Origin of the sequence: Chryseobacterium aquifrigidense (genome assembly GCF_006716485.1) — a bacterium.
In the GTDB taxonomy this organism is placed as follows: Bacteria; Bacteroidota; Bacteroidia; order Flavobacteriales; family Weeksellaceae; genus Chryseobacterium; species Chryseobacterium vietnamense.
In genome coordinates this window covers 2,304,969-2,331,491 of record NZ_VFPD01000001.1, presented here as the reverse complement: position 1 = coordinate 2,331,491, position 26,523 = coordinate 2,304,969, and the positions used below count along the sequence as shown (strand labels likewise).

24 protein-coding genes are annotated in these 26,523 nt (G+C 38.1%); 13 read left to right on the top strand and 11 right to left on the bottom strand.

The annotated features are described in order from the left end of the window. Positions 1-144: 144 nt before the first annotated feature. The 5 genes from FB551_RS10430 (at position 145) to FB551_RS10410 (ending at position 6,678) form a co-directional block, all read left to right on the top strand. Positions 145-1,755, top strand: coding sequence for a Na+/H+ antiporter (locus FB551_RS10430; RefSeq protein WP_142017282.1), 1,611 nt, complete (start codon positions 145-147; stop codon positions 1,753-1,755). A gap of 161 nt (positions 1,756-1,916) precedes the next feature. After that, entirely contained in the window at positions 1,917-2,228 is a 312-nt protein-coding gene (locus FB551_RS10425; protein WP_047433762.1) for a hypothetical protein, read from the top strand. 10 nt (positions 2,229-2,238) lie between these two features. Beyond that, positions 2,239-2,823: a Crp/Fnr family transcriptional regulator gene (locus tag FB551_RS10420; RefSeq protein WP_142017280.1), complete on the top strand. Its 585-nt coding sequence runs from the start codon at positions 2,239-2,241 to the stop codon at positions 2,821-2,823. Positions 2,824-3,215: 392 nt separating this feature from the next. Then, entirely contained in the window at positions 3,216-4,091 is an 876-nt protein-coding gene (locus FB551_RS10415; RefSeq protein ID WP_142017278.1) for a pirin family protein, read from the top strand. A 460-nt stretch (positions 4,092-4,551) separates the two neighbouring features. Continuing rightward, positions 4,552-6,678 carry a type IA DNA topoisomerase gene (locus tag FB551_RS10410; RefSeq protein ID WP_142017276.1) on the top strand — a complete coding sequence of 709 codons (2,127 nt, stop codon included), beginning with the start codon at positions 4,552-4,554 and terminating at the stop codon, positions 6,676-6,678. Positions 6,679-7,001: 323 nt separating this feature from the next. On the opposite strand, the gene FB551_RS10405 is transcribed toward FB551_RS10410, so the two are convergent. From FB551_RS10405 to FB551_RS10390, 4 genes are all read right to left on the bottom strand, one after another. Further along, complete coding sequence (locus FB551_RS10405) at positions 7,002-7,493, bottom strand: hypothetical protein (protein WP_142017274.1); 492 nt, start codon at positions 7,491-7,493, stop codon at positions 7,002-7,004. A 194-nt stretch (positions 7,494-7,687) separates the two neighbouring features. Further along, positions 7,688-8,542 carry a helix-turn-helix domain-containing protein gene (locus FB551_RS10400; RefSeq protein ID WP_142017272.1) on the bottom strand — a complete coding sequence of 285 codons (855 nt, stop codon included), beginning with the start codon at positions 8,540-8,542 and terminating at the stop codon, positions 7,688-7,690. 236 nt (positions 8,543-8,778) lie between these two features. Then, the gene (locus FB551_RS10395; protein WP_047433752.1) at positions 8,779-9,204 is read right to left on the bottom strand and encodes a hypothetical protein; all 426 of its coding nucleotides are present in this window, start codon (positions 9,202-9,204) and stop codon (positions 8,779-8,781) included. A gap of 96 nt (positions 9,205-9,300) precedes the next feature. Beyond that, on the bottom strand, positions 9,301-10,170 hold the full coding sequence (locus FB551_RS10390; protein ID WP_142017270.1) for a helix-turn-helix domain-containing protein: 870 nt from the start codon (positions 10,168-10,170) through the stop codon (positions 9,301-9,303). A gap of 101 nt (positions 10,171-10,271) precedes the next feature. Here FB551_RS10390 and FB551_RS10385 point away from each other — a divergent pair, with 101 nt between their 5' ends. From FB551_RS10385 to FB551_RS10370, 4 genes are all read left to right on the top strand, one after another. Continuing rightward, the gene (locus FB551_RS10385; protein ID WP_142017268.1) at positions 10,272-11,678 is read left to right on the top strand and encodes an aldehyde dehydrogenase family protein; all 1,407 of its coding nucleotides are present in this window, start codon (positions 10,272-10,274) and stop codon (positions 11,676-11,678) included. Between the two features lie 11 nt (positions 11,679-11,689). Continuing rightward, positions 11,690-13,243: a GMC family oxidoreductase gene (locus FB551_RS10380; protein WP_142017266.1), complete on the top strand. Its 1,554-nt coding sequence runs from the start codon at positions 11,690-11,692 to the stop codon at positions 13,241-13,243. A 122-nt stretch (positions 13,244-13,365) separates the two neighbouring features. After that, positions 13,366-13,788: a PaaI family thioesterase gene (locus FB551_RS10375; protein ID WP_142017264.1), complete on the top strand. Its 423-nt coding sequence runs from the start codon at positions 13,366-13,368 to the stop codon at positions 13,786-13,788. A gap of 118 nt (positions 13,789-13,906) precedes the next feature. Beyond that, complete coding sequence (locus FB551_RS10370) at positions 13,907-14,251, top strand: phage holin family protein (RefSeq protein ID WP_142017262.1); 345 nt, start codon at positions 13,907-13,909, stop codon at positions 14,249-14,251. Positions 14,252-14,301: 50 nt separating this feature from the next. Here FB551_RS10370 and FB551_RS10365 read toward each other — a convergent pair whose 3' ends face one another. Beyond that, a complete protein-coding gene (locus FB551_RS10365) occupies positions 14,302-15,168 on the bottom strand; it encodes a chitobiase/beta-hexosaminidase C-terminal domain-containing protein (RefSeq protein WP_142017260.1) in 867 nt (288 codons plus the stop codon). A gap of 206 nt (positions 15,169-15,374) precedes the next feature. Here FB551_RS10365 and FB551_RS10360 point away from each other — a divergent pair, with 206 nt between their 5' ends. After that, entirely contained in the window at positions 15,375-17,369 is a 1,995-nt protein-coding gene (locus tag FB551_RS10360; RefSeq protein WP_142017258.1) for a S9 family peptidase, read from the top strand. 300 nt (positions 17,370-17,669) lie between these two features. Next, the gene (locus FB551_RS10355; protein ID WP_142017256.1) at positions 17,670-18,161 is read left to right on the top strand and encodes a DNA-deoxyinosine glycosylase; all 492 of its coding nucleotides are present in this window, start codon (positions 17,670-17,672) and stop codon (positions 18,159-18,161) included. A gap of 180 nt (positions 18,162-18,341) precedes the next feature. On the opposite strand, the gene FB551_RS10350 is transcribed toward FB551_RS10355, so the two are convergent. From FB551_RS10350 to FB551_RS10325, 6 genes are all read right to left on the bottom strand, one after another. Then, positions 18,342-19,376 (bottom strand): phosphotransferase enzyme family protein, encoded by a 1,035-nt coding sequence (locus FB551_RS10350; protein WP_142017254.1) that lies wholly within the window; start codon positions 19,374-19,376, stop codon positions 18,342-18,344. Beyond that, positions 19,367-20,281, bottom strand: a complete 915-nt coding sequence (locus FB551_RS10345; protein WP_142017252.1) for a nucleotidyltransferase family protein — start codon at positions 20,279-20,281, stop codon at positions 19,367-19,369. Before FB551_RS10345 ends, FB551_RS10350 begins: the two co-directional genes overlap by 10 nt. Continuing rightward, positions 20,271-21,668: a Gfo/Idh/MocA family protein gene (locus FB551_RS10340; RefSeq protein ID WP_142017249.1), complete on the bottom strand. Its 1,398-nt coding sequence runs from the start codon at positions 21,666-21,668 to the stop codon at positions 20,271-20,273. Before FB551_RS10340 ends, FB551_RS10345 begins: the two co-directional genes overlap by 11 nt. Positions 21,669-21,887: 219 nt before the next feature. After that, entirely contained in the window at positions 21,888-23,396 is a 1,509-nt protein-coding gene (locus FB551_RS10335; RefSeq protein WP_226798669.1) for a M61 family metallopeptidase, read from the bottom strand. 84 nt (positions 23,397-23,480) lie between these two features. Next, a complete protein-coding gene (locus FB551_RS10330) occupies positions 23,481-24,173 on the bottom strand; it encodes an AIM24 family protein (RefSeq protein ID WP_047433734.1) in 693 nt (230 codons plus the stop codon). Positions 24,174-24,209: 36 nt separating this feature from the next. Further along, positions 24,210-24,923, bottom strand: a complete 714-nt coding sequence (locus FB551_RS10325; protein WP_226798668.1) for a hypothetical protein — start codon at positions 24,921-24,923, stop codon at positions 24,210-24,212. A gap of 154 nt (positions 24,924-25,077) precedes the next feature. On the opposite strand from FB551_RS10325, the gene queA reads away from it, so the two are divergent. After that, a complete protein-coding gene (gene queA / locus FB551_RS10320; protein ID WP_047433731.1) occupies positions 25,078-26,127 on the top strand; it encodes a tRNA preQ1(34) S-adenosylmethionine ribosyltransferase-isomerase QueA in 1,050 nt (349 codons plus the stop codon). Positions 26,128-26,169: 42 nt separating this feature from the next. Then, positions 26,170-26,517, top strand: a complete 348-nt coding sequence (locus FB551_RS10315) for a four helix bundle protein (RefSeq protein ID WP_047433729.1) — start codon at positions 26,170-26,172, stop codon at positions 26,515-26,517. Positions 26,518-26,523 lie beyond the last annotated feature (6 nt).

Below are 26,523 nucleotides of genomic sequence, written 5' to 3'. Positions count from 1 at the left end.
ATTTGTAATTTTTAATGATCTTTTAAGTATTTAATTAGATATTCAATAGCGGTGGGCTTTAGCCCACCTTTAAAAAATAAATATACTACTGGCTTTAGCCAAAACTTAACTACTCAGAATCTGAGATCTAACTTCTGAAAAACTATGCACGAACAGTTACTTTTAATACTCGGACTTTTATTACTCGTCATGATGCTCGTGATGCTGGCACAGCGGATTAAGATTGCTTACCCTATCTTTCTGGTACTTGCCGGATTGGGAATCAGTCTTATTCCGGGAGTTCCTGTTTTAAAACTGGATCCGGAGATTATCTTTCTAATTTTTTTACCCCCACTTTTATACGAAGCCGCATGGTACACCTCATGGAACGACTTCTGGAAATGGAAACGTCCCATCAGTCTGCTGGCTTTTGGACTGGTATTTCTGACATCTCTGGTGGTTGCCTATACTTCACAGATGCTGATTCCCGGATTTACCCTGGCATTAGGATTTTTATTGGGAGGAATTGTTTCACCACCGGATGCTGTGGCTGCTACTACCGTTTTAAAAGGATTAAAAGTGCCGAAACGTACCATTGCCATATTGGAAGGGGAAAGTTTGATTAATGACGCCTCTTCACTGATTGTTTTCAGATTTGCTCTGGCAGCAGTTATGACAGGTACTTTTTCAATGCATGAAGCTACCGGGCAGTTTTTTCTAGTAGCAGGAATGGGAATTGTCGTAGGAATTGTGGGCGCTCATGTTTTTTATGCCATTCATCGTTTCTTACCAACCACACCAGCGATTGATGCAGCACTTACCGTAATGACGCCCTACATTCTGTTTCTTTCAGCAGAGCATTTTCATTTTTCAGGAGTGATGGCGGTGGTGAGCGGAGGACTGTTTATGTCTTTCCGTGCGCACGAAATTTTCAAAACCGGAACCACAAGAATCAACATGACAGGAGTCTGGAACACGCTGATTTTTGTGATGAATGCTTTAGTCTTTGTATTAATTGGTCTTGAACTTCCGGACATTATTAATGGATTAGGGGAAATTTCAGTAATGGAAGGAATCAAATATGGTTTAATAATAAGCCTGATCGTCATTGCAGTACGTCTGTTATGGATTTATCCCGTTGCTCATATTCCCAGATGGCTAAGTGAAAAAGCCCGCCATGATCCGAGTCCCGGATGGAAAAATCCTTTAATCATAGGATGGGCAGGAATGAGAGGAGTGGTTTCTTTGGCTACAGCCCTGTCTATTCCGGTAATGATGAATAGTCAGGACGAATTTCCCATGAGAAACCTGATTATTTTTATCACATTTGTCGTCATTTTTGTGACATTGGTTTTTCAGGGATTGACATTACCTTTGATTATTAAATTAACAAAAATAGGAGAGATCGATCATATCCTTCCTTCCCATGAACAGCAGGCCGGAATTCAGATGAGACTCGATAAACTTGCCGTTCATAAACTCGACAGCGAATACAACGAAGCCGTAAATAGCAATGGACTGCTGGAAAATCTTAAAAAAGCACTGGAAAGTGATATCAAACTTCACCAGAATCATTTAAATTCAATTGAAATGTGCACCAACAGGCGAAATGATATGGCTGAATATCATACAGTGATGCTGGATATATTTGCCTTACAGCGAAAAGAACTCTTTAAAATGAAACGAGAAAAGCTCTTCAGCGATGATGAGATCCGAAAAGCAGAATCGCAGCTGGATCTGAATGAGTTGAAAATTACCGGGAATAAGCACTTGTAGAGCGAGGTGAGGGTTTCGGGATGCGAGTTGATGTGTTTGAGAGTCGGAGGGTATCAGAGTAATTCTACCTTTATTTTCTAAACCTTTTCCACTCTTTTTATCCTTTACTTCTGCAATCTAAACCTTAAACCTTAAACATTGAACTTTAAACCTTAAACGAGATGAAAACATTACATTTTTTAGTGATTGGAAAGAACCAGGAAATTCTGGATACGTTAAAAAGAATTATAGAAAATAATGAAGGCTGGACAGCAGAAATACAAAGTGATGAAAATTTCTGCTATGATTATATAAAAGAAAATACAGTGGATATTGTCCTTTTAAGCTCCGGCTTAGGAGATGATTTTGAGAAAGATATAAAAATATTTTGTGCCGGTTTGGATAAAGAGGTGAAAGTAATTGACCATTATGGAGGAGGAAGTGGGCTTTTAAAGAACGAAGTTTACAGTCTTTTTCCTAATTTGCAGGGGTAAACTCTGCATTATGTTTGAAAATATCATTAAAAATATTTCACGATTTATCTCAATTACCCCGGAAGAAGAAAAAGCATTTACAGGTCTGTTGTCCTGCCAGACGTTTCCCAAAAAAACAGTATTACTGAGGGAAGGAGAAATCTGCCAGTTTGAAGGGTATATTCAGAAAGGATGTTTGAGAATGTATTGTCTGGATGATGATGGAACCGAAGTGACATTGCTGTTTGCCATTGAAGACTGGTGGATCAGTGATATCGCATCGTTTCATGAGCAGAAGCCTTCTAAGGTTTTTATCGAAACGTTGGAAGACTCTGAAATCTATATGCTGAACCCGGCAACAAAAGAAAAACTGCTGCAGGAAGTCCCAAAATTCGAAAGAGTTTTCAGAATGTTGGTTCAACGGAATCTTGCAACCCTTCAAAGCAGGTTGGTAGACACTATTTCCAAAACGGCATCCGACAGATACCTTGAATTTATCAAAGTTTACCCTTCCATCCCGCAAAGAGTAGCACAGTATTATATCGCTTCTTACCTTGGGGTTTCAAAAGAATTTGTAAGTACCATCAGAAAGCGCCTTGCTTCAAAAGAGAAATAATTTTATTACATCACGCGAGCGTTTTACGACCTGAGAAAATGGAGCGTTAAAAAAAATGAATTCTGTGAACGTTAAGAAAACTCTTATGTTTGAGTGCGGATGAAATTGTGATTGTAAATATACATTGATTCCGCACGAGTTTAGAGTTTTTAGAGAACAGACTTCATTTTTAGCGGAAGTTTCTAAGTCTTGAATTTTTGGTTCTTTTGCTTCAAGGTAAAAGAACAAGCAAATATTTACTCCTCACAATTAGAATCATATAACCACACTCCCAGATACAAAAGTTTCCTAATTTTTTTTGCTTTAAAGTCATTTATTAAACTAGTTAAATGTGCAGGGTTTCCCATTACCCTAAATTTGTCCTGTCAAACAAGAACAAATAACAATCTGATATGGACAGAAAAGATTTTTTAAAGAAAGGATTATTGGGAACAGGAATGTTTGTAGCATCAGCTTCTTTGGCCAGCGCTATGAAAAATGACATCGATGAGATCGAACCATTAGAACCGATCGGATACAATCATCTTCCCAATACAGAATCAAAAATAAAAGAAAACTCCGTCATTCACAGAGCCGACTCAAGAGGAAAAGCAGATCATGGATGGCTGTTGAGCAACCATACTTTCAGTTTTGCCAATTATTACAATCCTGAGAGAATGCACTTCGGAGTTCTGAGAGTTCTGAATGACGATAAAGTAGAAGCAGGAAGAGGTTTCGGAACACATCCTCACGACAATATGGAAATCATCAGTATTCCTTTGGAAGGCGATCTTGAACATAAAGACAGCATGGGAAATACAGCAGTGATCAGAAGCGGAGATATTCAGGTGATGAGTGCCGGGACAGGAATTATGCACAGCGAGTTCAACAAAAACAGCGATAAGCTTGTAAAATTCCTTCAGATCTGGATTTACCCGAAAAAAAGAAATGTGACGCCAAGATATGATCAGATCACTTTAGACAAAACGAAAAGCCACAATCAGTTTCAGCAGATCCTTTCTCCCAATGCAGATGATGAAGGAGTGTGGATTCATCAGGATGCGTGGTTTCACCTGGGAACTTTTGATAAGAATACAGAAACCCGTTACCAGATCAGAAAAAAAGGAAACGGAGTGTATGTTTTCATTTTGAAGGGAAGTGCAGAAATAGGTGGTGAGACTTTGGAAGAACGCGACGGCTTCGGAGTATGGGATATTCAGGATCTCGATATCAAAGCCCTTAAAAAAGGCACGGAAATCCTTGTAATGGATGTACCCATGACGCTTTAAGATTACTAAAAGTCTATTGAATGGCCAATGCCATTTTAAAATAAAAGAAATAATGAACCTTGTTTCATTACATTGTTGATTGAGCCTCCTTTTTTTAGGGGGCTTTTTGTATAAAAAATATGATCACGATTACATATCTGACAAGTAATTTTAAACGCAAAGTTTAATATCCCTTTTTTAAAATTCTAAGGAAGCAAAGATGGAATCAATGAAATTGATCCTTTCCAAGCTTATGGATTATCCTTCTGCTCCATCAGCGACTTTAGTCGCAATTCTTTGCTCCCTCAAATAAATAATAGAATCCAATAAACTTTGCGTTTACATATGTTGTGAAACTTTAGTTCTTTAGAATATAAAAACGTAATTTGCTCTTTCTCAACTTTAAGACCTCAATCCTCAACGAAATTTGAAAAGTCAAAAAAAATCCCGATTTTTGCACTCCTTCAATAAACCCGAGTTCATGAAATTATGTATTGCCGAGAAACCCAGTGTTGCCAGAGATATCGCCAAAGTATTGGGCGCTACCACGCCTAAACAAGGCTATATGGAAGGGAACGGCTATTGCGTAACATGGACGTTCGGACATCTTTGCACCCTGAAAGAACCCCACGATTACGGTCCGCAGTTTAAATCCTGGAACCTTTTTTCACTGCCGATTATTCCCAGCAGCTTTGGAATCAAGCTGATCCCGAATAAAGGTGTTGAAAACCAGTTTAAAGTAATTGAAAGATTGGTAGAAGAATGTGATGAGGTCATTAACTGTGGGGATGCCGGGCAGGAGGGAGAACTCATTCAGCGTTGGGTATTGCAGAAGGCAAAATGCAACAAACCTATTCAGCGTTTATGGATTTCTTCATTGACGGAAGATGCTATTAAAGAAGGATTTGCCAGTTTAAAGCCTGCTGAAGATTACAAAAATCTGTATCTGGCCGGAAATGCCAGAGCGATAGGTGATTGGCTGTTGGGAATCAATGCTACGAGGCTTTTTACCAAGAAATTCGGAGGAAATAAAGCAGTTCTTTCCATTGGAAGAGTGCAGACTCCTACCTTGGCGATGCTTGTGCAGCGTCAGAAAGAAATTGATGCCTTTACCACAGAAGAATACTGGGAGCTGAAAACCAGATACCGTGACGTACTTTTCAGTGCAGCGATCGATCGTTTAAAGACATTGGAACGGGCAGAAAAAGGATTGGAATACCTTAAAGTCAATCCATTTGAAATCGTTTCTTTCGAAATTAAAGAAGGAAAAGAAAAAAATCCACGACTTTTCGACCTGACCGGACTTCAGGTGGAAGCCAATAAGAAATACGGATATTCAGCAGAAAATACATTGAATTATGTACAAAGTCTTTATGAAAAGAAGCATGTAACCTATCCGCGTGTTGATACCACCTACTTATCAGATAGTTTATATCCGAAAATTGCTGGAATCCTCCAGAAGATGTATCCTTATCAGGATCTGATCGCTCCGTTGCTGGAAGCTCCGATTCCAAAATCAAAAGCGGTTTTCGACGATACGAAAGTAACCGATCACCATGCCATCATTCCTACGGAAATTCCACCTTCCCAGAACCTGAGCAGGGAAGAAAAACTGATTTATGATCTGATCGCAAAGCGCTTTATTGCTGTATTCTATCCGGAATGTAAAATTTCCAATACCCTGGTAGAAGGAAAAGTAGGAACCATTCCTTTCAAAACCAGTGGAAGACAGGTTCTTGAAGCAGGATGGAGAGCCGTTTACGCCAAAGAACCTAAAGAGGAGGCCACCGATAAGGAAAAAGAAAAAGAGGAGGAACAAACGATTCCTGAGTTTGTTGTGGGAGAAACGGGACCACACGATCCAATGATTCACCAGGGAAAAACAACACCTCCAAAACCTTATACCGAAGCAACTTTGCTGAGAGCGATGGAAACAGCCGGAAAACAGGTTGAAGATGAAGAACTGCGTGAAATGTTGAAGAACAACGGTATCGGAAGACCATCTACCCGTGCCAACATCATCGAAACCCTTTTCAAAAGAAAATACATCGAGAAGAAAAGAAAAAATCTGATTGCTACCCAAACCGGAATCCAGCTGATCGATACCATCGAAGATGAACTGTTAAAAAGCCCGGAACTAACCGGAGAATGGGAATCCAAGCTTCGTAAAATTGAAAAAGGACAGTACGAAGCTAACCTTTTCAAAGAAGAACTGATCCAGATGGTGACAGAATTGACTGAAAAAGTAGTCTACGGAAAAGGAAAAGTGATTACCCTTCAGGAAGAAGAAAAAGAAGAAGTGAAGGAGAAGAAAAAAAGAGAACCTGCACAGAAAAAAGAACTGCAGTCCTGGGAAGAAACGAAATGCCCGAAATGTAAAGACCACAACCTGATCAAAGGAAAAACCGCCGTAGGCTGTTCCGACTTCAAAAACTGTGGCTTTAAAATCACCTTTGAAATTTTCGGCAAAAAATTATCAGATAAACAGCTTCTTGATCTTGTTTTAAAAGGAAAAACTTCAAAATTAAAGGGCTTTACCACACATCCGGATGCCATTACAGAAGGTGTTTTAACTTTAACTGATGATTTCCAGGTACAGCTTAGTTAACCCTCTTTTTTGGCAGTATCCTATTTTATCGGAGATAAAATCTTAGCGCCTTAAAAAACAGTTTGGAAAATAACTTGCGTCTTTGCGTTTTCCAACCAAATTATACCGAGATTTCTACGTAAGGATAAGTTTTACGAATAGACTAAACATTGTATTTGTCATTCAGCAGGAACCCAACCATACACCTATCTATAGAATTAGAATAGTTACCCTATTTACAAATACCCCAACTGAAGACGTAAAAATTCCCCTCCACCGGAGGGGTGGTAAAAATTCAGAGAATTTTTGACGGGGTGGTTATACGTTTTCTGAACACGTAATCATCAAGAAATCCCAACATTCTCTTTTTTCTGCTTGATAAACTGAAAAACAGATCCGGCAATAAAAAGCAGAAAAATAATAAGAAGAGTCTGTCCAATGACCGGATCTTTGATATCTTTAGCCAAAGGATGGCCAATTGGAACTCTTGTGAAAGTCTCATTTACAGTAGGAACCAGCGACAGAAAAAAGCTGAATGACAGCAGGAAATTCTCAAAATACCTGGCTTTCTTACTTTCTTTTTTACTGACAGAAAGAAAGTAGGCCACAGCAATCAAAACAAGGATAAATAATGAGAACACATGCCCTGCATTAAAACCTCCGTTTTTGGAGATACCCAACGCTGTAAGTGAAGTGATGGCAGTCGCATAAAAATAGACTTTTCCTGACGGCTGAGCCAGATTGATTTTACCATACTTGATAAACCCTATAATTGCACCAGACAGTGCTGTGATGCCAATAATGGTATGAAAAATTCCTAAACTTGATAGATTCATATTGATTTTATTTTAAATGTATACTTATTCAGTTGGAGCAACAGGTATATTTGTATTGCCTGAAACTGATGGTACAAATTTGCGATAGAATCAAAGAAAAGATTTTGGGATTTAGTTCAAGAATTTGAGGTTTTGGTCCAAAAAAAACATTCCTTATCGAAATAAGGAATGGCCGTATCATAAAATAGGTTCAATTATTTTTCTTTCCGTTCCTGACGATAGCCTGAAGGTGTGACAAGATATTTATCGCTGAAGTTTTTTGTAAAAGTGGCCAGATCATTGAATCCGCAGTCGAATGCGATATCGCTGATACGTTCATCCGATAGTAAAAGTAATTCGGCGGCTTTTTCCAGTTTTTTGTTCCTTATGTAATTAGCGGGAGTATCGTTGTAATGTTTTGTAAATTCTCTTTTGAAGGAGGAAACACTTAGATTACTTTGTCCGGCGAGTTGTTCGATGGTAAGCTGTGAGAATAAATTCGCTTCAATGATTTGCTTAAAAGAATAAGTGGTGGGAGAAAAAAGCTGTGACAGGATCAGCTGAACAGAATCAGCATTTTGTGACTGAGCCAGCAGCAAAATGATTTCCTTGAGTTTTAAAACTAATATGTCTTCATTTACAAGGGAAGGGTTTTCAAAATAAAAAAGCAGCCCTTCTACATACTTCTGAATCAGAAAGTCATTATTTATTTTCTCATTGGATTGGTTTGAAACGATATTGGCCGGCTTTTGCAGCAATAATGGTAATTCCCTGTCATATATTTTTTTAAGGATATCCGGGTAAAAAGTAACGATCACAATTTCACAATGATCTTCTGACTTTGAATTCTGAATATGTTTTCCGGAGCTGATACAGTTCAGAAACAGAGAATAATTTGCAGAAACATCAAACTCCTGTTCCTTTGTTGTATACTGAAACTCACCTTTAAGCACATACAGAAAACAGGCTTGCTCCGAAACCGGGAAGTCATATCTGAAAGTTCCTGACATATCAATTTTTTGTATCAGGGTTTTCCCAAACAATTCATGTTTTTTGTAATCATTCAGCATAATGGAGTTCGTGAATTTTTGAATTCAATAATCAGGAAAAGTTAAATAAATTTTCATTGTAAATGTAAAGCAAAACTACATTTTATCGGAGATAAAATCTTAGGCCTTAAAAACATATAGTTTGGCAACAATTTGCGACTTTGCGTTTTCCAACCAAACTATGGCTTTATGGATAAATTAAACGTCGTATTTGTCATTCCGAAGAAATCCGGCTTTACACTTTTTTGACTGGTGGTTTACCGGAACAATTTTTCATACCAACCGCCAACATCGCTTTTAATCTCCTCATGATGCTTACATAAAATCACAGCCAGCTCCAGCTCAGATCTGTCGGCCAGATAAGAATTCAAAGTAAGAAATCCGAAGAAATTTCCATCCTGGTCAACGATCGCCGGAGGATAAGAAGCGTAAGCATTCCATGGAGAATAAGGACCATAGGTGCTTCCATAGTTTCCATAAGCGTTCCAGATGGATTTTGAGCTGAAGACATTTCCATAATCACTGAACTTATTCCATATTGAATTTTTATCAAAATTATCACAGTTTAAGCATCCCAGATATTCTTTTTGATCCGCGCCGCCATATAGATGCAGAGTTTGCGCATGAAAGACACAGCATAAGAGGAGACCTAAAACAATAAACACTTTTTTACAATGATACATAGAATGATTATTTTATTAAATGAAGACAACTTTCAGAAATAAAAAGGCGGGAACTAACCTCCATCTTCTCGCTTCCATCTTCCAGCCCTAATGATATCAATCTACCTTAAACTTCTTCGGAGACTTTCCGGTGATCTGGGTAAATTTTCTGTAAAAATACTCCAATGTATTAAAACCCGATTCAAAACATATATTTTTAATCCCAATTTCAGGATTGCTGATCAGCAATTGCTTGGCATGTTCTATTCTCAGTTGGATAATATACTCTACCGGAGTACAGCGGTAGGAATGCTTAAACTTTTTGAACAGATTGGCTTCGCTCATTCCTGCGATCACAGTAAGTTTCTTGATGGTAATCGGTTCTCTGTAATTGTTTTTGATAAAATGAACCACCTCCTGAAGTCCGTTCTGTATATTTTCTTTCTTGTCAGAATGCAGCAGAATATGTTTAGCATTGGTTTTCATCAGTTCATAAATCAATTCTTTCAGATTTAAACTTAAAAGAAAATCTGAGGTACCATGAAGGTTTCCGTCAATTCTTCTGTTATAAAGATTGGTAAGGCTTCTACACAAAGATTCATCTGAACTTACAAACTTTTCCGTTGCATTTTCCTTCATCATAATTCCTGTTCTGTCCCAGTCCGGATGCCAGTTTTCGATTACTTCAGAAAATACACTGTCAATATATTCCTGTTCTATATTCAATACAAGACACCTGGTAGGTTCTTTGAAAACAGGGTGAATATCTATGCTCAATTCCTTGTTGCAAGGAGGAATAAACACCCTTCTTTCATTAAACTCAAAAATTCCATCCTCACTCCGGATGATCTTATTGCCACTCAACATCAGCGTGATGACAGGCTTTTCAAAAAAGAAAGGAAAATCATGACAATCTACATTCGTTTCAAATACATTCAATTCACCGAAAGGAATGCTGAAAACAGTTCTTTCTTCGATCTTTTCCATGACAGGTAGAGTTTAGGTTAAAAAAAATAGAGAATAAGTAAATGAATTATATCATGTTATTGCCATTTTAGGACTACGTAAAATACAAAATATTTAAAACAATGGAAAATACATCAGTAGCTCAAGAAACTCATACTCCCGATACTCAGTTTTTATCCTTAAATCCTTCTAATTTAGAGGTTATAGGGGAAGTTACCAATACTTCTCGTGTGGAGATTGATACTAAAATTGAGAAAGCAAAAAAAGCCCAGAAACTGTGGGCAGCAAGGCCGGATGCAGAAAGAAAAGAAATTTTATTAAAAGTTGCAGAAGCGCTTCAGCAAAACTCAAAAGAACTGGCAGAATGGATCACCCGCGAGCAGGGAAAACCGCTTAACGGGCCGGGAGCCAATTTTGAAATGCAGGGTTGCGTGGGCTGGACACAGGTACCTGCATCACTGGATTTACCCGAAGAAATTGTTTTTGAAGACGAAACCCGGAAAGATATTGTATACAGAAACCCGATTGGAGTAGTGGCCGCTATTGCTCCGTGGAACTGGCCCCTGATGATCGCCATCTGGCAGATTATTCCCTCACTGAGAATGGGAAATGCAGTCATCATCAAACCTTCGGAATATACAACCTATTGCAGTCTGGAAATGATAAAGGTAATCAACAGTGTGCTTCCTGAGGATATTTTACAGGTAGTTACCGGCAGAGGAGAAGTGGGAGGTTACCTAACATCCCATCCGGAAATTGGGAAAATTATGTTTACAGGATCTATTGCCACCGGAAAGAAAGTCATTGAAGCTTCTGCCAAAAACATGGCCCGTTTGACGCTGGAATGCGGTGGAAATGATGCCGGGATCATCTTACCCGGACTTGATATCGCAAAACATATTGAAGGACTTTTCTGGGGCGCTTTCCTGAATATGGGCCAAACCTGCGCCTGCTTAAAAAGATTATATGTTTATGAAAACGATTATGAAAAAGTCGTTAAGGCGTTAGCTGATTACTCTTCCCATATTCCGATGGGGAACGGAGCCGATGAGGGTATTGTTCTGGGACCAATCCAGAATAAAATGCAGTATGATAAAATTCAGGATCTGATTCGTGATTCCGAAAATATTGGAGCAGACTTTATTTTCAAAGGTCAGAAACCCGATCTTGAGGGATATTTCATTCCGGTAACACTTATCGGAAACGTAGATAACGGAGACAGAATTGTAGATGAGGAACAGTTCGGTCCGGTACTGCCGATCATTACATATAAAACAGTCGATGAAGCCATCAGTAAAGCCAATGATTCTGAAAACGGATTAGGAGCTTCCGTTTGGAGTGATAATCTTGATGAAGCACAGAAAGTAGCCGCACAACTGGAAGCAGGAACCGTTTGGATTAATCAGCATGGAGCTATTCATCCTTTTGTACCGTTCGGAGGAGCCAAACAATCCGGTTACGGAGTAGAATTCGGAATTGAAGGATTGAAAGCAGTCACAGTTCCTAAAGTAATCAGCATTAAAAAATAAAGGTAGAACTCATGAAATACGATTTTATAATTGTCGGATCCGGTTCGGCAGGAGCTGTAATAGCCAACAGATTAAGTGAGAACGAAAATATAAATGTACTCCTGCTGGAAGCAGGTCCCGATGATAAAGTGGCTGAAGTGGAGGAACAGGCACGGTGGCCCGCTATCTGGAATACGGAGAGGGACTGGGCCTATCATACCGTTGAGCAGGAACATGCAGGAGGAAATACAAGATACTGGCCCCGCGGTAAAACATTGGGTGGCTCAAGTTCCATCAATGGAATGATTTACATCAGAGGACATCAGCAGGATTATGATAGCTGGGCTTATAAAGGATGTGTAGGCTGGGACTGGGAAAGTGTTTTGCCCTATTTTAAAAAATCAGAAACCCATGAAGAGGGTGAAGATGATATTCATGGAGGGGCAGGACCACTGTTTGTTAGCAGGATCAAACGGCCGAATGCCATTTCAGTAAGTGCTATTGAAGCCTGTAAAGAACTGGGCTATCCTTTGACGGATGATTTTAATAAAGAAATCTGGGGAGCAGGTCTTAACCACCTTAGTGTAGGAAAAGATGGCAAAAGATGTTCTACGGCAAAAGCATTTCTGGATCCTGTAAAATCACGTTCCAATCTGCATATCCAAACCAATGCGCTGGCTCAGAAATTAATTTTTGAAGAAAACGAATGTATTGGAGTTCAGTATTTGAGAGATGGTGAATTAGTAGAAGTAGAAGCCGAAAAAGAAGTGATTGTATCCTGTGGAACCATAGAATCTGCCAAACTTCTGATGCTTTCCGGAATTGGTGATCAAAAGGAACTGGAATCACTTGGAATACCAGTGGTAAAAAATTTGAAAGGAGTTGGGAAAAACCTTCAGGATCATCTTCTGACAAGTGTTATTTTTAAAGCTAAAAAAGAAATTCCTGCTCCGGAAGCCAATCTCCTGGAGGCACAGTTATTCTGGAAGAGCAAAGAAGAAATGGCTTTCCCGGATCTTCAGCCTTTGTTCATGGGACTTCCTTATTACAGCCCAGGATTCACAGGACCGGAAAACGCTTTTACATTCTGCGCAGGATTTATAAGACCTGCCAGTAAAGGATATATCAGACTTACTTCTTCCGATCCTTTAGCTTCACCGGAAATCAATCCGATGTATCTTTCTGAAGAATCCGATCTGGAAGCTCTCTACAAATGTGTCGAAATATGTCGTGAAATGGGAAGAACAGAAGCTATGAAAGAATGGAATGACGGTGAAATCTATCCCGGAGAAGGAAAAACAAAAGAAGAAGTCATTGATTATATTAAAAAATCATGCTCTACCTATCATCATATGACAGGAACCTGTAAAATGGGAACCGACAGCTATTCTGTAGTAGATCCCAGACTGAAAGTATATGGAATAAAAGGATTAAGGGTAGCAGATGCATCTATTATGCCGGATGTGGTTTCCGGAAATACCAATGCACCTACCATTATGATAGGTGAAAAAGCAGCCGAAATGATCAAAGAAGATCATCATCTGAAAGCGTCAGACTCATCTGAAAAGTTATCGTTTGTTGTGTAAGAAGGTTTAAAAAGCCAGAAAGAAACCGTTTCACGAGTGTTGAAACGGTTTTTTAATGAAAAAATATAAGATCATGGAGATCAAAAACGTTGTAGCGCTTACCTTTGTTTAAAATAAAATTCATGACACCAGAAAAAAAGAAACTCATTACAGACAGCTTCGGCCGTTCGGAAACCTTACAGTTTTATAAAGCAGAACTGCTGGAAGTAGAAACCGATTTTATATCCATGAAGATTCCTAAAATGGAAATGATGACCCGAAAAGCAGGAATGTTCAACGGAGCAATGATCGCCTCTCTGGTAGACGTTTCTTCAGGATACGCCGCTGTGAGCCACTATTCGGAAGACTGTTATGTAGTGACTGTTGAGCTGAAAGTGAATTACCTTCGCCCGGCAATGGGAGACGCCCTGGTTTCAAAATCTTATGTCATCAAAGGAGGTGGAAAAATTATTGTAGTGAGAACGGAAATCTATGTCCAGACCGAAGGATCTGATTCAGAAAGCCATGTGGCAACTTCATTGGTCACGATGATGAAAATAAAATAGGAATTTAAAGGAAATAAAAGTCGAAATATTCCTTCAATAAAGGGTTTCAGAGAATTCTTTTTAGCGGAATGGAATGGCTTTTGCTCCATAAACCCCATAAACATTAAAAAATATCACAATGAACTTAATTATCCGACTTTTTATTACCGCGATTGTCGCTTACCTTTTAACCAAAATTTTACCCGGAGTACATTTTGAAGGATTCTCTTCAGCCATTATCTTTGCTATTGTACTTGGGGTTCTGAACATATTTGTAAAGCCTATTTTAAGTCTGTTTGGTCTTCCGCTGACCATTCTTACCTTAGGATTTTTTGCCCTGGTAATTAATGCCGCAATTGTCCTGATTGCAGACTATTTCATAGACAGCATGGTCGTAGATGGCTTCTGGTGGGCATTTATCTTCAGTATATTATTGTCAATCGTAACTTCTCTGGCGAACTCTATGTTCTCAGATGGAGAATAATAAATGATAAACAATCAAAAAAATTCCGCCCTGTTTCAGAGCGGAATTTTTTATTTCTTAATGAATTTTACTACAACCAAATCGCCTTGTTGGTCTTTCATTCTTAGAAAGTAATTTCCTGAAACAAGATGAATGATCACAATTTCTTTGGTAAACCGGTCCTTAAGAAGAACTTTTCCACTCACATCTATAATTTCATAGTCCTGGAACTGTCGGTCGGTATGTACTTTTAAAATATCTGAAACCGGATCCGGATACACCTTGATTAAAACATTTTTATTTTTTGATGGTGTTTCATCGCTTGCCAAAAATAAGCAGGAAGGCGGAGTTGTTATCACACCATCTGTAAAATCGTAGTAAATAGTGCTTCCCGCCGGAATCAGACTGGTGCTGATAGTTTGAGGGATATTCTCAAAAAGAGTACAGTTGTTAAAACGCAGATTGGCATTTTCAAAATTTCTGGTTGTTTTATACCACGACTCACATCCTGCAGGCTGCATAGTAATTCCCGGCCAGAAGGTATCCATAGCAAAACCGTTAACGGCATTGGGGTTAACCAAATCCACCATGACACAGCTTCCTGACGTCCATGTGGAAGGTGCTTTAAAATAAATGACAGCAGAGGGAATCACTCCGGTGTAGTACTTTTTACTGATGACAGCAGAAGAATTTCCCTGGCCGTTAACAAGAAAGGCTTTAATTTCTTTATTCTGGTCAATAAGGATTTGTACACTGTTGGCTGCAGAGGCTGAGTTCAGTGTCGGGGTACTTCCATCGGTTGTATAATAAATTGTTCCGTTTCCTGAAATGGCGGCCAGATAAGGATTATCATAATGACTTGGAAAAGGACTCATCGTAAGCTGTGAAAAAAAGAATGAAGATACACAGAGTGAAGAAAAAAGTATAAATTTTTTCATATAAAAATGGGTATTAGTTTAGTCTTTTGTAAAACTAATAAACTTTTGCCATACATAAATCAATTATTTATCAACTTTAAAAACTTAATGTTAATTCTTTCGTCCATTTTTATTTTAAATATTAACTTTGGCAATCTTTGAATTTAATAAAAGGATGTAGGAGATCAGTTTATTTTGTACATCCGTTAAAAAATGAATATCAACATATGAAACTTAAGTACAGTCTGCTGGCTTTGGCAGCTCCGCTTTTAATGAATGCACAACAAGTAATGACGCCTGAAATTCTTTGGACTTTGAAAAAAGTTGGAGTACAGGCAGTTTCACCGGATCAGGGTTCCCTTATCTATAAAGTAGGACAGGTTGATCTGAAAACAGAGAAAACAAAAAATGAGAACTATTTTCTAAATGTTCTTAATCATCAGTCTTCCAAAATTGATTTCGGTAAAAAAGCACTTATTCAGTGGGATAAAAACGGGATCTATGCTCAGGAAGGTGATAAAATCTATCTTTCTAAAGATGCCGGAAAAACCTGGACAGAATTTTATACCATCGGGGAAGCTGATAATGTTGTCATTTCTCCTGACGGAAAGAAAATTGCCTTCAGTAAGCAGGTGTTGGTAGAGAAAGTAATGGGCAAAGATAAATTCAGTGATACTCCTAAAACAACGGCTCAGGTGTATACAGACCTGAACCACAGACACTGGGATTATTTCAATGAAGGAAAATATAACCATGTATTTGTAGTGAATACTTCTGATAAAGCAGAATCAGCTAAAGACCTGCTGGAAGGAAAAACATGGGATTCCCCACAAAGACCTTTCGGGGGTGCAGAAGATTTTATCTGGAGCCCGGATTCTGCACAGCTTTTATATGTTACCAAACCTAAAAGCGGTAAAGAATATGCTACAAGCACCAACACGGATATCTTTGCTTACGATTTGGCATCAGGTACTACCAAAAACCTTACAGAATCCAACAAAGGATATGATGTAAACCCAAAATTCAGTCCGGACGGAAAATCTTTAATCTGGCAGAGTATGGCCAGAGATGGATACGAAGCAGACAAGAATGATGTAAAAATCCTGGACTGGAAGTCAGGGAAGACCACTAATCTTACCTCAGGCTGGGATGAAAGTGTTTCAGGAGATGTGCTTTGGGGAGCAGATTCAAAAACAATCTACTTTACAGCGGCATTCAGAGGAACAAAACAACTTTTCTCGCTGGATTCAAAATCAGCAAAAGTACAGCAGATTACCAAAGGAGATTTTGACGTAAACGAAATCTTTACAGACAATAAAACTTCACTGTTAGTAGGAAGAACAGACGTGAACCATGCTACAGAATTATTCTCTGTAAACGTTAAAAACGGAGAAATGAAGCAGGTAACTGAAGCCAACAAAGAAACATACGCTAAGTTAGCTCAAGGGAAATCCGAACTTAAAATGGTGAAAACTTCAGACGGTAAGGAAATGGGAGTTTGGTTCCACTATCCACCGAACTTTGATCCGAACAAAAAATACCCAACGCTGGTATACTGCCAGGGTGGTCCACAGTCTGCGCTTACTCAATATTTCAGTGTAAGATGGAACTTTGCCTTAATGACAGCCAACGATTATATTGTGGTAGCTCCAAACAGAAGAGGTATGCCGGGCTGGGGAACAAAATGGAATGAAGAAATTTCAAAAGACTGGGGAGGACAGCCTATGAGAGATTATCTGGCAGCAACAGACTTTGCAAAAACTTTACCATACGTAGACGGAGACAGAGTAGCTGCTGTAGGAGCTAGCTACGGAGGATACAGTGTATTTATGCTGGCAGGAATTCATGAGAACAGATTCAAAACTTTCATCGCTCATGATGGATTATTTGATATGAAATCCTGGTACCTGACTACCGAAGAACTTTGGTTTGCGAATTGGGATCTTGGTTCTCCATGGGAAAAACCACTTCCAAAAGCATATACAGAATTCAACCCAAGCAACTTTGTAGAAAAATGGAACAAACCTATCATGATTGTTCAGGGTGGAATCGATTTCCGTGTTCCTTACGAGCAGGGGCAGGAAGCTTTCCAGGCTGCAAAATTAAGAGGATTAAAATCTAAACTGGTATACTTCCCGAACGAAAACCACTGGGTACTTCATCCGCAAAACGGACTGGTATGGCAGAGAGAATTCTTCGATTGGCTGAAGGAAACTTTATAAGAACAATAATATAAAACATCAATAGAAACGGGCTTTAGCCCGTTTTTTTATGATTAAAAATTCCAATAGCTTTAGCTAAAACCTAAATAACTACGTTGGTTAAAGGAATTTAATTCAGGCTATTGGAAGCTGGAAGTAGCTGTTAATCTTAACATTTATAGAGACTGTTATAAATTAATGATATCATTGTTTAGAAAGATGAAAATATGGGCAACCCGTTTTTTATAACTTCAATAACTTCCTTCTTCAGGCTCCCAGCTTCCAACCTGATTAAAATAAATTAAATCTCTATATTTGGGTATGCAAAACCGTATTTCTTCATTTTCACCCATTATTGACTCTCAGTCTGAAATTCTGATTCTAGGCTCAATTCCCGGAGTAAAATCACTGGAAAAGCAGCAGTATTATGGGCATCCACAAAACAAATTCTGGAAAATCATTTTTGAATTGCTGAATGAGGATTTTACTGATGATTATATCCAAAGAATTGAAACCATAAAGAAACATCATATTGCGCTTTGGGATGTGATTGATTCTTGCGAGCGAAAAGGAAGCCTGGATTCTGAAATCAGGAATGAAGAAGCTAATCAAATTGAAGAATTGCTTGAAGAACATCCGAACATCAAAGCCATATTTTGCAATGGTGGAAAATCTTATAAAAACTTGCTGAAACTTCTTGGTAAAAATTATAAACTTCCCATTTTTTTATTGCCTTCTACAAGTCCGCTTCATACGGTTTCCTTTGAAAAAAAACTGGAAGAGTGGAAGAAAGTTCTGGAGTTTTTAGGGTGAGAAGAGTCGTGGGGAGTTGGAGGGTTTGAGAGTGGGAGAGTTTGCGGGTTATAGTGCTTAAATTGTAAACATATAAATTCCTGCGGAATGGATAACTGGTACGCTTTATTTATCCATACACCTTGTCATTCCGTAGGAATCTATGCACTTTATAAACACAGCTCTCAAACTCTCCAACTCTCAACTAGTTCCCAGATATTCTCTCAATCCTTTCAATAGCTCTAATTGGTTTTTGGTTCTGTCCAGATTGTGTTCAGGATGCGTGACAGAATAGTAGGTGCTTCCGTTAAGGTAATCCGTCAAAAAACGAAGTTCCTGAATATAAATGGCGACTTGCGCTGCATAATCAAGATGATCAGATTCTTCGGGTGTCAGTTTTTCTTTTAAGTAGAATAAAAATCCCTCTTTTACAACCTTATACATTTCAGGATTGAAATTGTTTTGGGCTGTTCCATCATCTTCCTGTGTGGTATTGGTATAAGACTGGATCATCGTTCCGAAATCATATAAAATGGTAGAAATCATCATAGTATCCAGATCAATTACAGCTAATGGGTTATGCTTTTGATCAAAAAGAATATTACTGATTTTTACATCTGCATGAATAATTCTTTTAGGAATCTGATTGTTTTTCTCCATTTTGATCCAGTGATCAGGCAAGGACAGAAGCTGGTTGGTGATTTCTATTTCAGCCTTAGCGTTTTCTCTTAAATGAAGCGCTGCGTTTTTTAGTGAGTCTTTATAATCTGCAACCCTTTTTTCAAAATTAAGGAAGTTGGGAAGAGAATCTTCAATAGCAGGCAGTTTTTCAGTATTAACAGTGTTTAGAAAATAACTGAAGGTTTTAGCAGCATCAAAGGCCGTCTGTAAAGATGGAGCGGTAAGGAATGTAACGCTATTTTCTACAAAACTTAACATGCGCCACGGTTCGCCATTTATATCTTCTACCAGAAGTTTATTGGCCAGAGACCTGACAGGTTCGATAATCTGAAAATGATAATCATTTGACCTGAGAATTTCGTTAATTAACAAATGATTATTTACGATTACTTCCGGCTGTTTGAAAACATGATTGTTGATTTTCTGCAGAATAAACTTTCTGCTCTGATCTTTATCCTCCAAAAGATAGGTTGTATTAATTAATCCATCAGTAATAGGAGTAAAGTTATAATTATCCGTAGTAATAAATTCAGCAACAATAGCATTTATCTCCATAAATCTTCCGGGTATCTGTTATGGTTAATCTCTGAAGTCAGAAAATCTATAATTTCCTTTTTATCATCAGCATAGGTAACCCCCATCCATCGGGACGGAGATGCTTTCACCTTTACCTTTACTCTGTTTTCGTCCATCATTCTCTGTACCGCAGAAGGAATATAAAATTCCTGATTAGGCAGCGGATCAGATTCTATGAAATCATAGAAATAGGCTTCCAGATAACAGAAAATATGAGGATGGAAAATAAAAAAGTTCATGGATACCAATGTTTCGGGATCTAATTTTATATTTTCTCCATTTTCAACATAAATAATTGAACTGTTGATTCTTTGGATAGAGGTTTGTTCCTCTACTTTAATCAGATAATTTTCAGCATCCAGCGTACAGATTCCTCTTGCTACAGCACCATTTCCACTCAATGTTGTACCCACAGGATATGCAATCATCCCTAATTGTGTATCTGAAATATGGTGATGATTAATTTCATGGGCAGCCAGCTGATAGGCTTCTTTTCCATAGAAATCATCAGCATTGATCATCACAAAAGGTTCCTGTATTGAATATTTGGCACAAAGTACGGCATGGGCAGTTCCCCATGGTTTCTCACGATCAGGATAATCAAAACCTTCCAGTGAAATAGGAATAGTATCTTTCTCCTGATATACCCAGTGCAATTCAAAGTTTTTAGCTTTTGAAATCTGGTTGAGTCTTTCAATATAACTTTCAGGAATCAGTTTGTTGACAATAATAACTACTTTTTGGAAACCGGCTTCCAGCGCATCAAAGATAGAATACTCAAGAATCGGCGAACCGTTATCAAGTATTCCATCTATCTGCTTGAGTCCTTTATATCTGCTGCCCAATCCGCCTGCCAATATGAGTAATGTTTTCTTAGAACTCATCGGTCATTCCAAATACTGGTTTGCGGGTTTTCCATTTTCCATTGGTAAAATCAGGGATGTCAACTACCTGACCGCCTTTGGCAATAGACTCTTCACTCAATGGGGTAATCGAATACCACAGGGCAAGATCATATACATCCATCGGGAATTCTATGTTTCGTTTAATACATTCAATAAAAGTATTCATCACAAAGAAATCCATTCCGCCATGTCCGGCGCCTGCAGCGGTAGTTTCAAACTTCTTCCACATCGGATGATCGTGTTCTTTCATCCACTTTTCAGTATTGTCCCAACGGTGGGTATGATTCATGGTCTTTTCAAAATAAATATGTCCCTGGTTAAAATCTCCCCAACCGAAATCCTGCCACAATCCTTCTGTTCCCTGAACTCTGAAACCAAGATCATAAGGTCTTTGTAAGCTCGTATCATGAGTAAGAAGAATGGTTTCCCCGTTGGCACAGGCAATCTGAGTGGTTACGATATCTCCCTGGTTGAATTTTACTTTGGCATTAGGATGGTTTTCCCCGCCTTTGGGATGCTCAACAATATATTTATGAAGTCCCACGGATTTTGAAGAGAATGAAGAAAGTTTTGTTAAACGGTTTCCCCTGTTGATATCCATCATCATGGCAACCGGGCCTAATCCATGGGTAGGATAAAGCTCCCCGTTACGTTTTACATAATGTTCGGTTCTCCATTTTGCTTCACTGAATCCTTTTTCTCCAAATTCAGCACCGGAATTGTATGGATTAACCCCGTCATTGAAGAGAACACCTCTCAGATCATGCTGATAACCGCCTCTTCCATGTACCAGTTCCCCGAACATTCCTTTACGCACCATATTCAGGATGGCCATAATATCTCTGCGGTAGCACACGTTTTCCATCATAAAGATAGGAACTTTTGTTTCCTCATATACCTTTACAAACTCCCAGCAGTCCTGAAGCTTAATAGCTCCAGAAACTTCCATGCCTACAATTTTTTTAGCGCGCATGGCTTCCACACCTTGGGTAAGATGCCATTCCCATGGCGTTGCAATAACAACAGCATCTATTGTTTTTAATTTTAAAAGATTCCGATAGTCGTATTCCCCATTGGAAAACTCCTGGGCAGCCGGTTTATTGTTGTCTTTAAGTATTTTTTGAGACGCGGCAAGCATTCGTTTCTCCGGATCTGCAAACGCAACAATTTCTACATCATTACGTTTTGCCAGCAATTTCACATGCTCCTGACCACGAAGACCTACGCCGATAAAACCAACGCGGACTTTTTTATCTGTTTTAAAATCATTGGAATAAGCAAATAAAGAATTGGGTAAAACCAATGCTCCAAAGCTTGCTAAAGCAGCAGTCTTAAGAAAGGTTCTGCGGGAGTTACTATTGTTCATCAATATTTTTTTTAAATATATTAAAACTTTTTTTAAATCCCGATAAAGTGATGGGCAATATGATAATGAAGTAATGGAGGCGGTTTGTAAGAATTTGCAGGTTGGTGGATTTTAAAGTTGAATGGTTTTTGAGTTATTGAATTACAGGTTGTTAATTTTCACTTTTTTCTCGGTTTTGCTCATTTATATTTTTTTAATATTTGTTATCTGCATGAAAAATTATTGATTGATCCAGGCTTTTCTTAATGCAATTTGTTTTGAATCAGGATGGGATACGGCAGTTACTTTTCCAGTAGTTTCATCATAATTGAATCCTGCCTTTTCCAGGTATTCTTTCAAAGGAACAGGTTGGGTACCCTCTATATAATCTGTGAAAAATGTACGTATTTCAGGATAGGTCATTTTTGTAATTTCGTCAAAAAGTTCATTATCATTAAAATATTTACCTGCTCCATATTTTTTCATAAGCATCTGCATCAGATCCTGGGTTCCGGTTTTCCCATGAGAAAGTTCTCTTAGCCGTATATCTAAACAAAGCCCGAGCAAAGCTCCTTTCATATAAAAGTTCATATACTGGTCCTGTCTTTCCATGGATTTTTTACTCATTTCTGTAAAAGAAAGAGTGTTGTCAAATTCTTTCATGCCTTTGATCTTTTCTTCCAGACTTCTTTCAAAATCTTCCAGACTGATCATTTTTTGTTTGACAGGCATATGAATGGTCGCATATTCTGTCATCCCTTCATAGAGCCACAAATGTTCAGACATAACAGGATTCATGAAATCATAATGCTGAATTTCTCCTGAATGAATATTGAGTGGGGCAACAACGTGGAAAAACTCATGGGAAGCAACCCTGTGTAATGCATTGGGAAGAAACTTCATACTTCCGGAACGGTACAGGCAGACCGTAGAGTGGGAATGCTCAAGTCCGTCTCCCAAAAATCCATTCTCGTTGGATGATTCATAATAGATCAGGAATGCATATTTGTTGACCGGTAATGTTCCACCAAGATACGCCTGCTGATTTTTCAGAATGTTTTCTAGTTCGCGAGCAATTGTTTTGGAGTAATGCCTTTCCTTTTTATTATAGAATGATACAAGCACATCGGTGTGCCCTATTTTGAGCCATGTAGTATCGGGAACAGAATATAAAACAGGAGAATCTACCAGTTCGCGGTAATCCTTTGCCCGTACTATATCCGTATTCTTATTTTTCTGTTGATAATCTAAAGCGGAAGAAGCATAAAAATCTTTGTTTTTTGTAATCGTAATCCGATAAGGAATATCTTTCATTTCTTCAAAATATCCTACTAAAGAATTATAGTTGATGACAAAAATTCTGTCTTTTATAAACATACTGCCAGCAGATCGGGCTTCATTGGATTCTTTTTCCAAAGAGTCCCATCCGTCAGCTACCTGATAAGATATTTTCTTTACCCGATTGAGATCGTGTACCATCCAGCTGTTTTTGTCCAGACGTTCGGTTACTACTTTTTTACCGTTTTTATCAGTGGCTGTGAAATCAGAAACATATTGTCCGAAATTCATAGCCTGATAAAATCCGGGTACCAGTTTGGGAATGATAAATTTTCCCTGTTTAAGATTACTCTTTGGAGGTGAAAAAGATACCCGGACTTCATCATTGGACATATGAAGCAGATCTATAGTGTATTCGTAATTTTTCTTTGAAGTTTGCGCTATCATTACGTTAGGTAGTATGATGATCACAAAAAATAGCTTTATAAGGATATTCATGGGCTGCAAATCTTAATTATTACGAAAATTCTAAATCACTTCTAGCTTATGTCTGTTTTATTTTTCCATATAGTATACCTCTTCATAAGGCTGAATCAGTACCCATCCATGTCCTGAAAACTTCATCTGGAACTCTTCTCCGCTTCCTCTTCCGATAAGGCTTTTGAAAGAAACATTGGTTTTCAGTTCCGGGCTTAAGTTTCCGGACCAGGCAACAGTAGCATTAGGATCTGTGAAAACAGGAGTATCCGGAGTTACCAAAAGCGTAAGAGGATCTCCGTGGGTGGTAATGGCAATATGTCCTGTTCCTGAAAGTTTTGCCTGAAAAAGACCTCCGGACATCATTCCTGCGATACTTTTTAGCATGGTGATATCACTTTTCACACTTTGTTCGTGAGCAAGAATATCATTTCCGTTTACACAAACAGATTCATTATTCAGATATAAAATACGGACTTTCTTCCCGGAATCTGCCACATATAGTTTTCCGGTACCTTCTGCTTTCATCAGTCTGGCTCCCTCACCACTGATAGCTTTCTTTAAAAGGTTTCCAAGTCCTCCGGACAGCATTCCCTGTCTTTCAAAATTGATATTTCCCACATAACTTACCATGCTTCCTCTTTTCGTCCACACTGCCTGATTGTTAAGGTTGATTTCCAGAAGATGCTTTGTTTCCAGTTCAAAATAATCTCTTTGTTGTGGGTTTTCCTTCGTTTCGTTGATAAATGCTTCTATCGAATATTTGCTCATAATGATATTTTTTTATTTGTTGCTTTTATAGTGTTATTATTTCAGTTTGTCGAGTTTATACTCCCTTTTGTTACTTTTAGGATTCAGATCTACAAATTCGTACTCTTCAAAATTGGCAAGTCTGGCATTGAACATTTCAGTTGCTTTTTCCAGCGACCAGGTTTTGGGATAGTGAAAGCCTTCAAATTCAGCATTGAAAATTTTGGCTTTGAAATCATGTGCAAACTCATGATCGCCTGCGTAGGTAAGCGCTATTTTGCCCGTCCATGTAATATTATACCGATTATGATCTGTTTCTGAAAACCGGATCTGATGCCCTGCACAGCTGTCATGTCCCAGCAGGTAAATGTTGAAAGCAAGATCATCATCATCAGAATGTTGTTCAGAAGGGAGATCATTACTGAAAAGGTCATTTTTAACAACAGCATCGAAATCCAGCTTTTCATCAAGGTTGTTAATTCTGATGCCTCTCTGTTCACCCCAATAATTGGAAGAAAGTGTACAGGCGTGATAATTTCTCCATACGATTTTGGAGTCCCAGTCGGACAGATCTTCGTCCTCGTCTTCATTGTTTTCATCATCATTGGCATAATAATTTTCAGTTTTTAAATGAAAATCAAACCAGATAAATCCATATTCATCAATCCGCCCGCTCCAGCTGAAATTTTCAATTGCATGACCTTCAGGATACGGATTATCAATGAAGTATATTTTGCTTACAGATTCCATATTGAATTTTAATTTTCCCAAAAATACTCTTTTTATACCTTGAAACTGCCCGTAAAATCACGGTTTTATATTTGATTGTAAATAATACTTGACAAAGGGGTGTTCAATGTCGTATATTTGCACTCCGAAAATTACACCTTGTAATTTCAATAATTTTTAAACCGTAATTTAAAAAATGAAAACATCAGATTTTAATTTTGATCTTCCTGCGGAATTATTAGCAGAACACCCATCAGAGCACAGAGACGAAGCGAGATTAATGGTACTTGATAGAAAAACACAAACTATCGAGCACAAATTATTCAAGGATGTTGTGGATTATTTTGATGAAGAGGATTTGTTCATCTTCAACAATACAAAAGTTTTCCCTGCACGTCTTTACGGAAATAAAGAAAAAACAGGTGCTAAAATTGAAGTTTTCTTATTAAGAGAGCTTGATAAAGAAACCAGAGTTTGGGACGTTTTGGTAGATCCGGCAAGAAAAATCAGAATTGGTAACAAATTATTCTTCACAGAAGACGAGTCTTTGGTAGCTGAGGTTATTGATAACACAACTTCAAGAGGAAGAACATTAAGATTCTTATTCGACGGTTCTTACGACGAATTCAGAACAAAACTAAAAGAATTGGGAGAAACTCCGCTTCCAAAATATATCAAAAGAGCAGTAGAACCTGAAGATGCAGAAAGATATCAGACGATCTATGCAAAAGTAGAAGGAGCAGTAGCTGCACCTACAGCAGGTCTTCACTTCTCAAAGCATTTGATGAAGAGATTGGAGATCAAAGGGATCAATTTTGCTGAAGTTACCCTTCACGTAGGATTGGGAACATTCAACCCGATTGAGGTAGAAGATCTTTCCAAACACAAAATGGAGTCTGAAGAAATTATCATCGATGAGAAAAATGCTGCCATCATTAATAAAGCAGTTGAAACTCACAGAAGAGTATGTGCAGTAGGAACTACTACCATGAGAGCACTGGAAACTTCTGTTTCTTCAAACAAAAAAATCTCTGCTTTCAACGGATGGACAAATAAATTCATTTATCCTCCTCACGATTTTGGAGTAGCGAACTCAATGATCACGAACTTCCACACACCGAAGTCTACTCTGATCATGATGATTGCAGCATTTGCGGGAAGAGATTTCGTAATGCACGCTTATGAAGAAGCCGTAAAAGAAAAGTATAAATTCTATTCTTACGGTGACGCAATGTTAATTCTATAAAAAAAAGTAAAAAGAGCCAAGTTAAAGGTAATACAAGTAGAAATGAGACAAAATGATTTACTTATAAGAACTTTTACATTTGGGGTTGATTGTCTTAAGTTTTTAAGAACGCTTCCCAATGATTCTGAAAGTAAATTAATAAGATTTCAGCTCGGAAAATCAGCTACTTCAATAGGCGCTAATTATGAAGAATCCCAAGCAGGATCCTCTAAAGCAGATTTTAAAAATAAAGTAAAAATTGCTTTAAGAGAAGCCAGAGAAAGTCATTTTTGGCTTCGCGTTTTAGAAGGATTAGATGGTTATGATTCTGAAGAATTTAAAGCTTTATTGAATGAAAGTAATGAATTGAAAAACATTTTGGCTGCAATAGTTAACAATACTAAACTTTAAACCTTT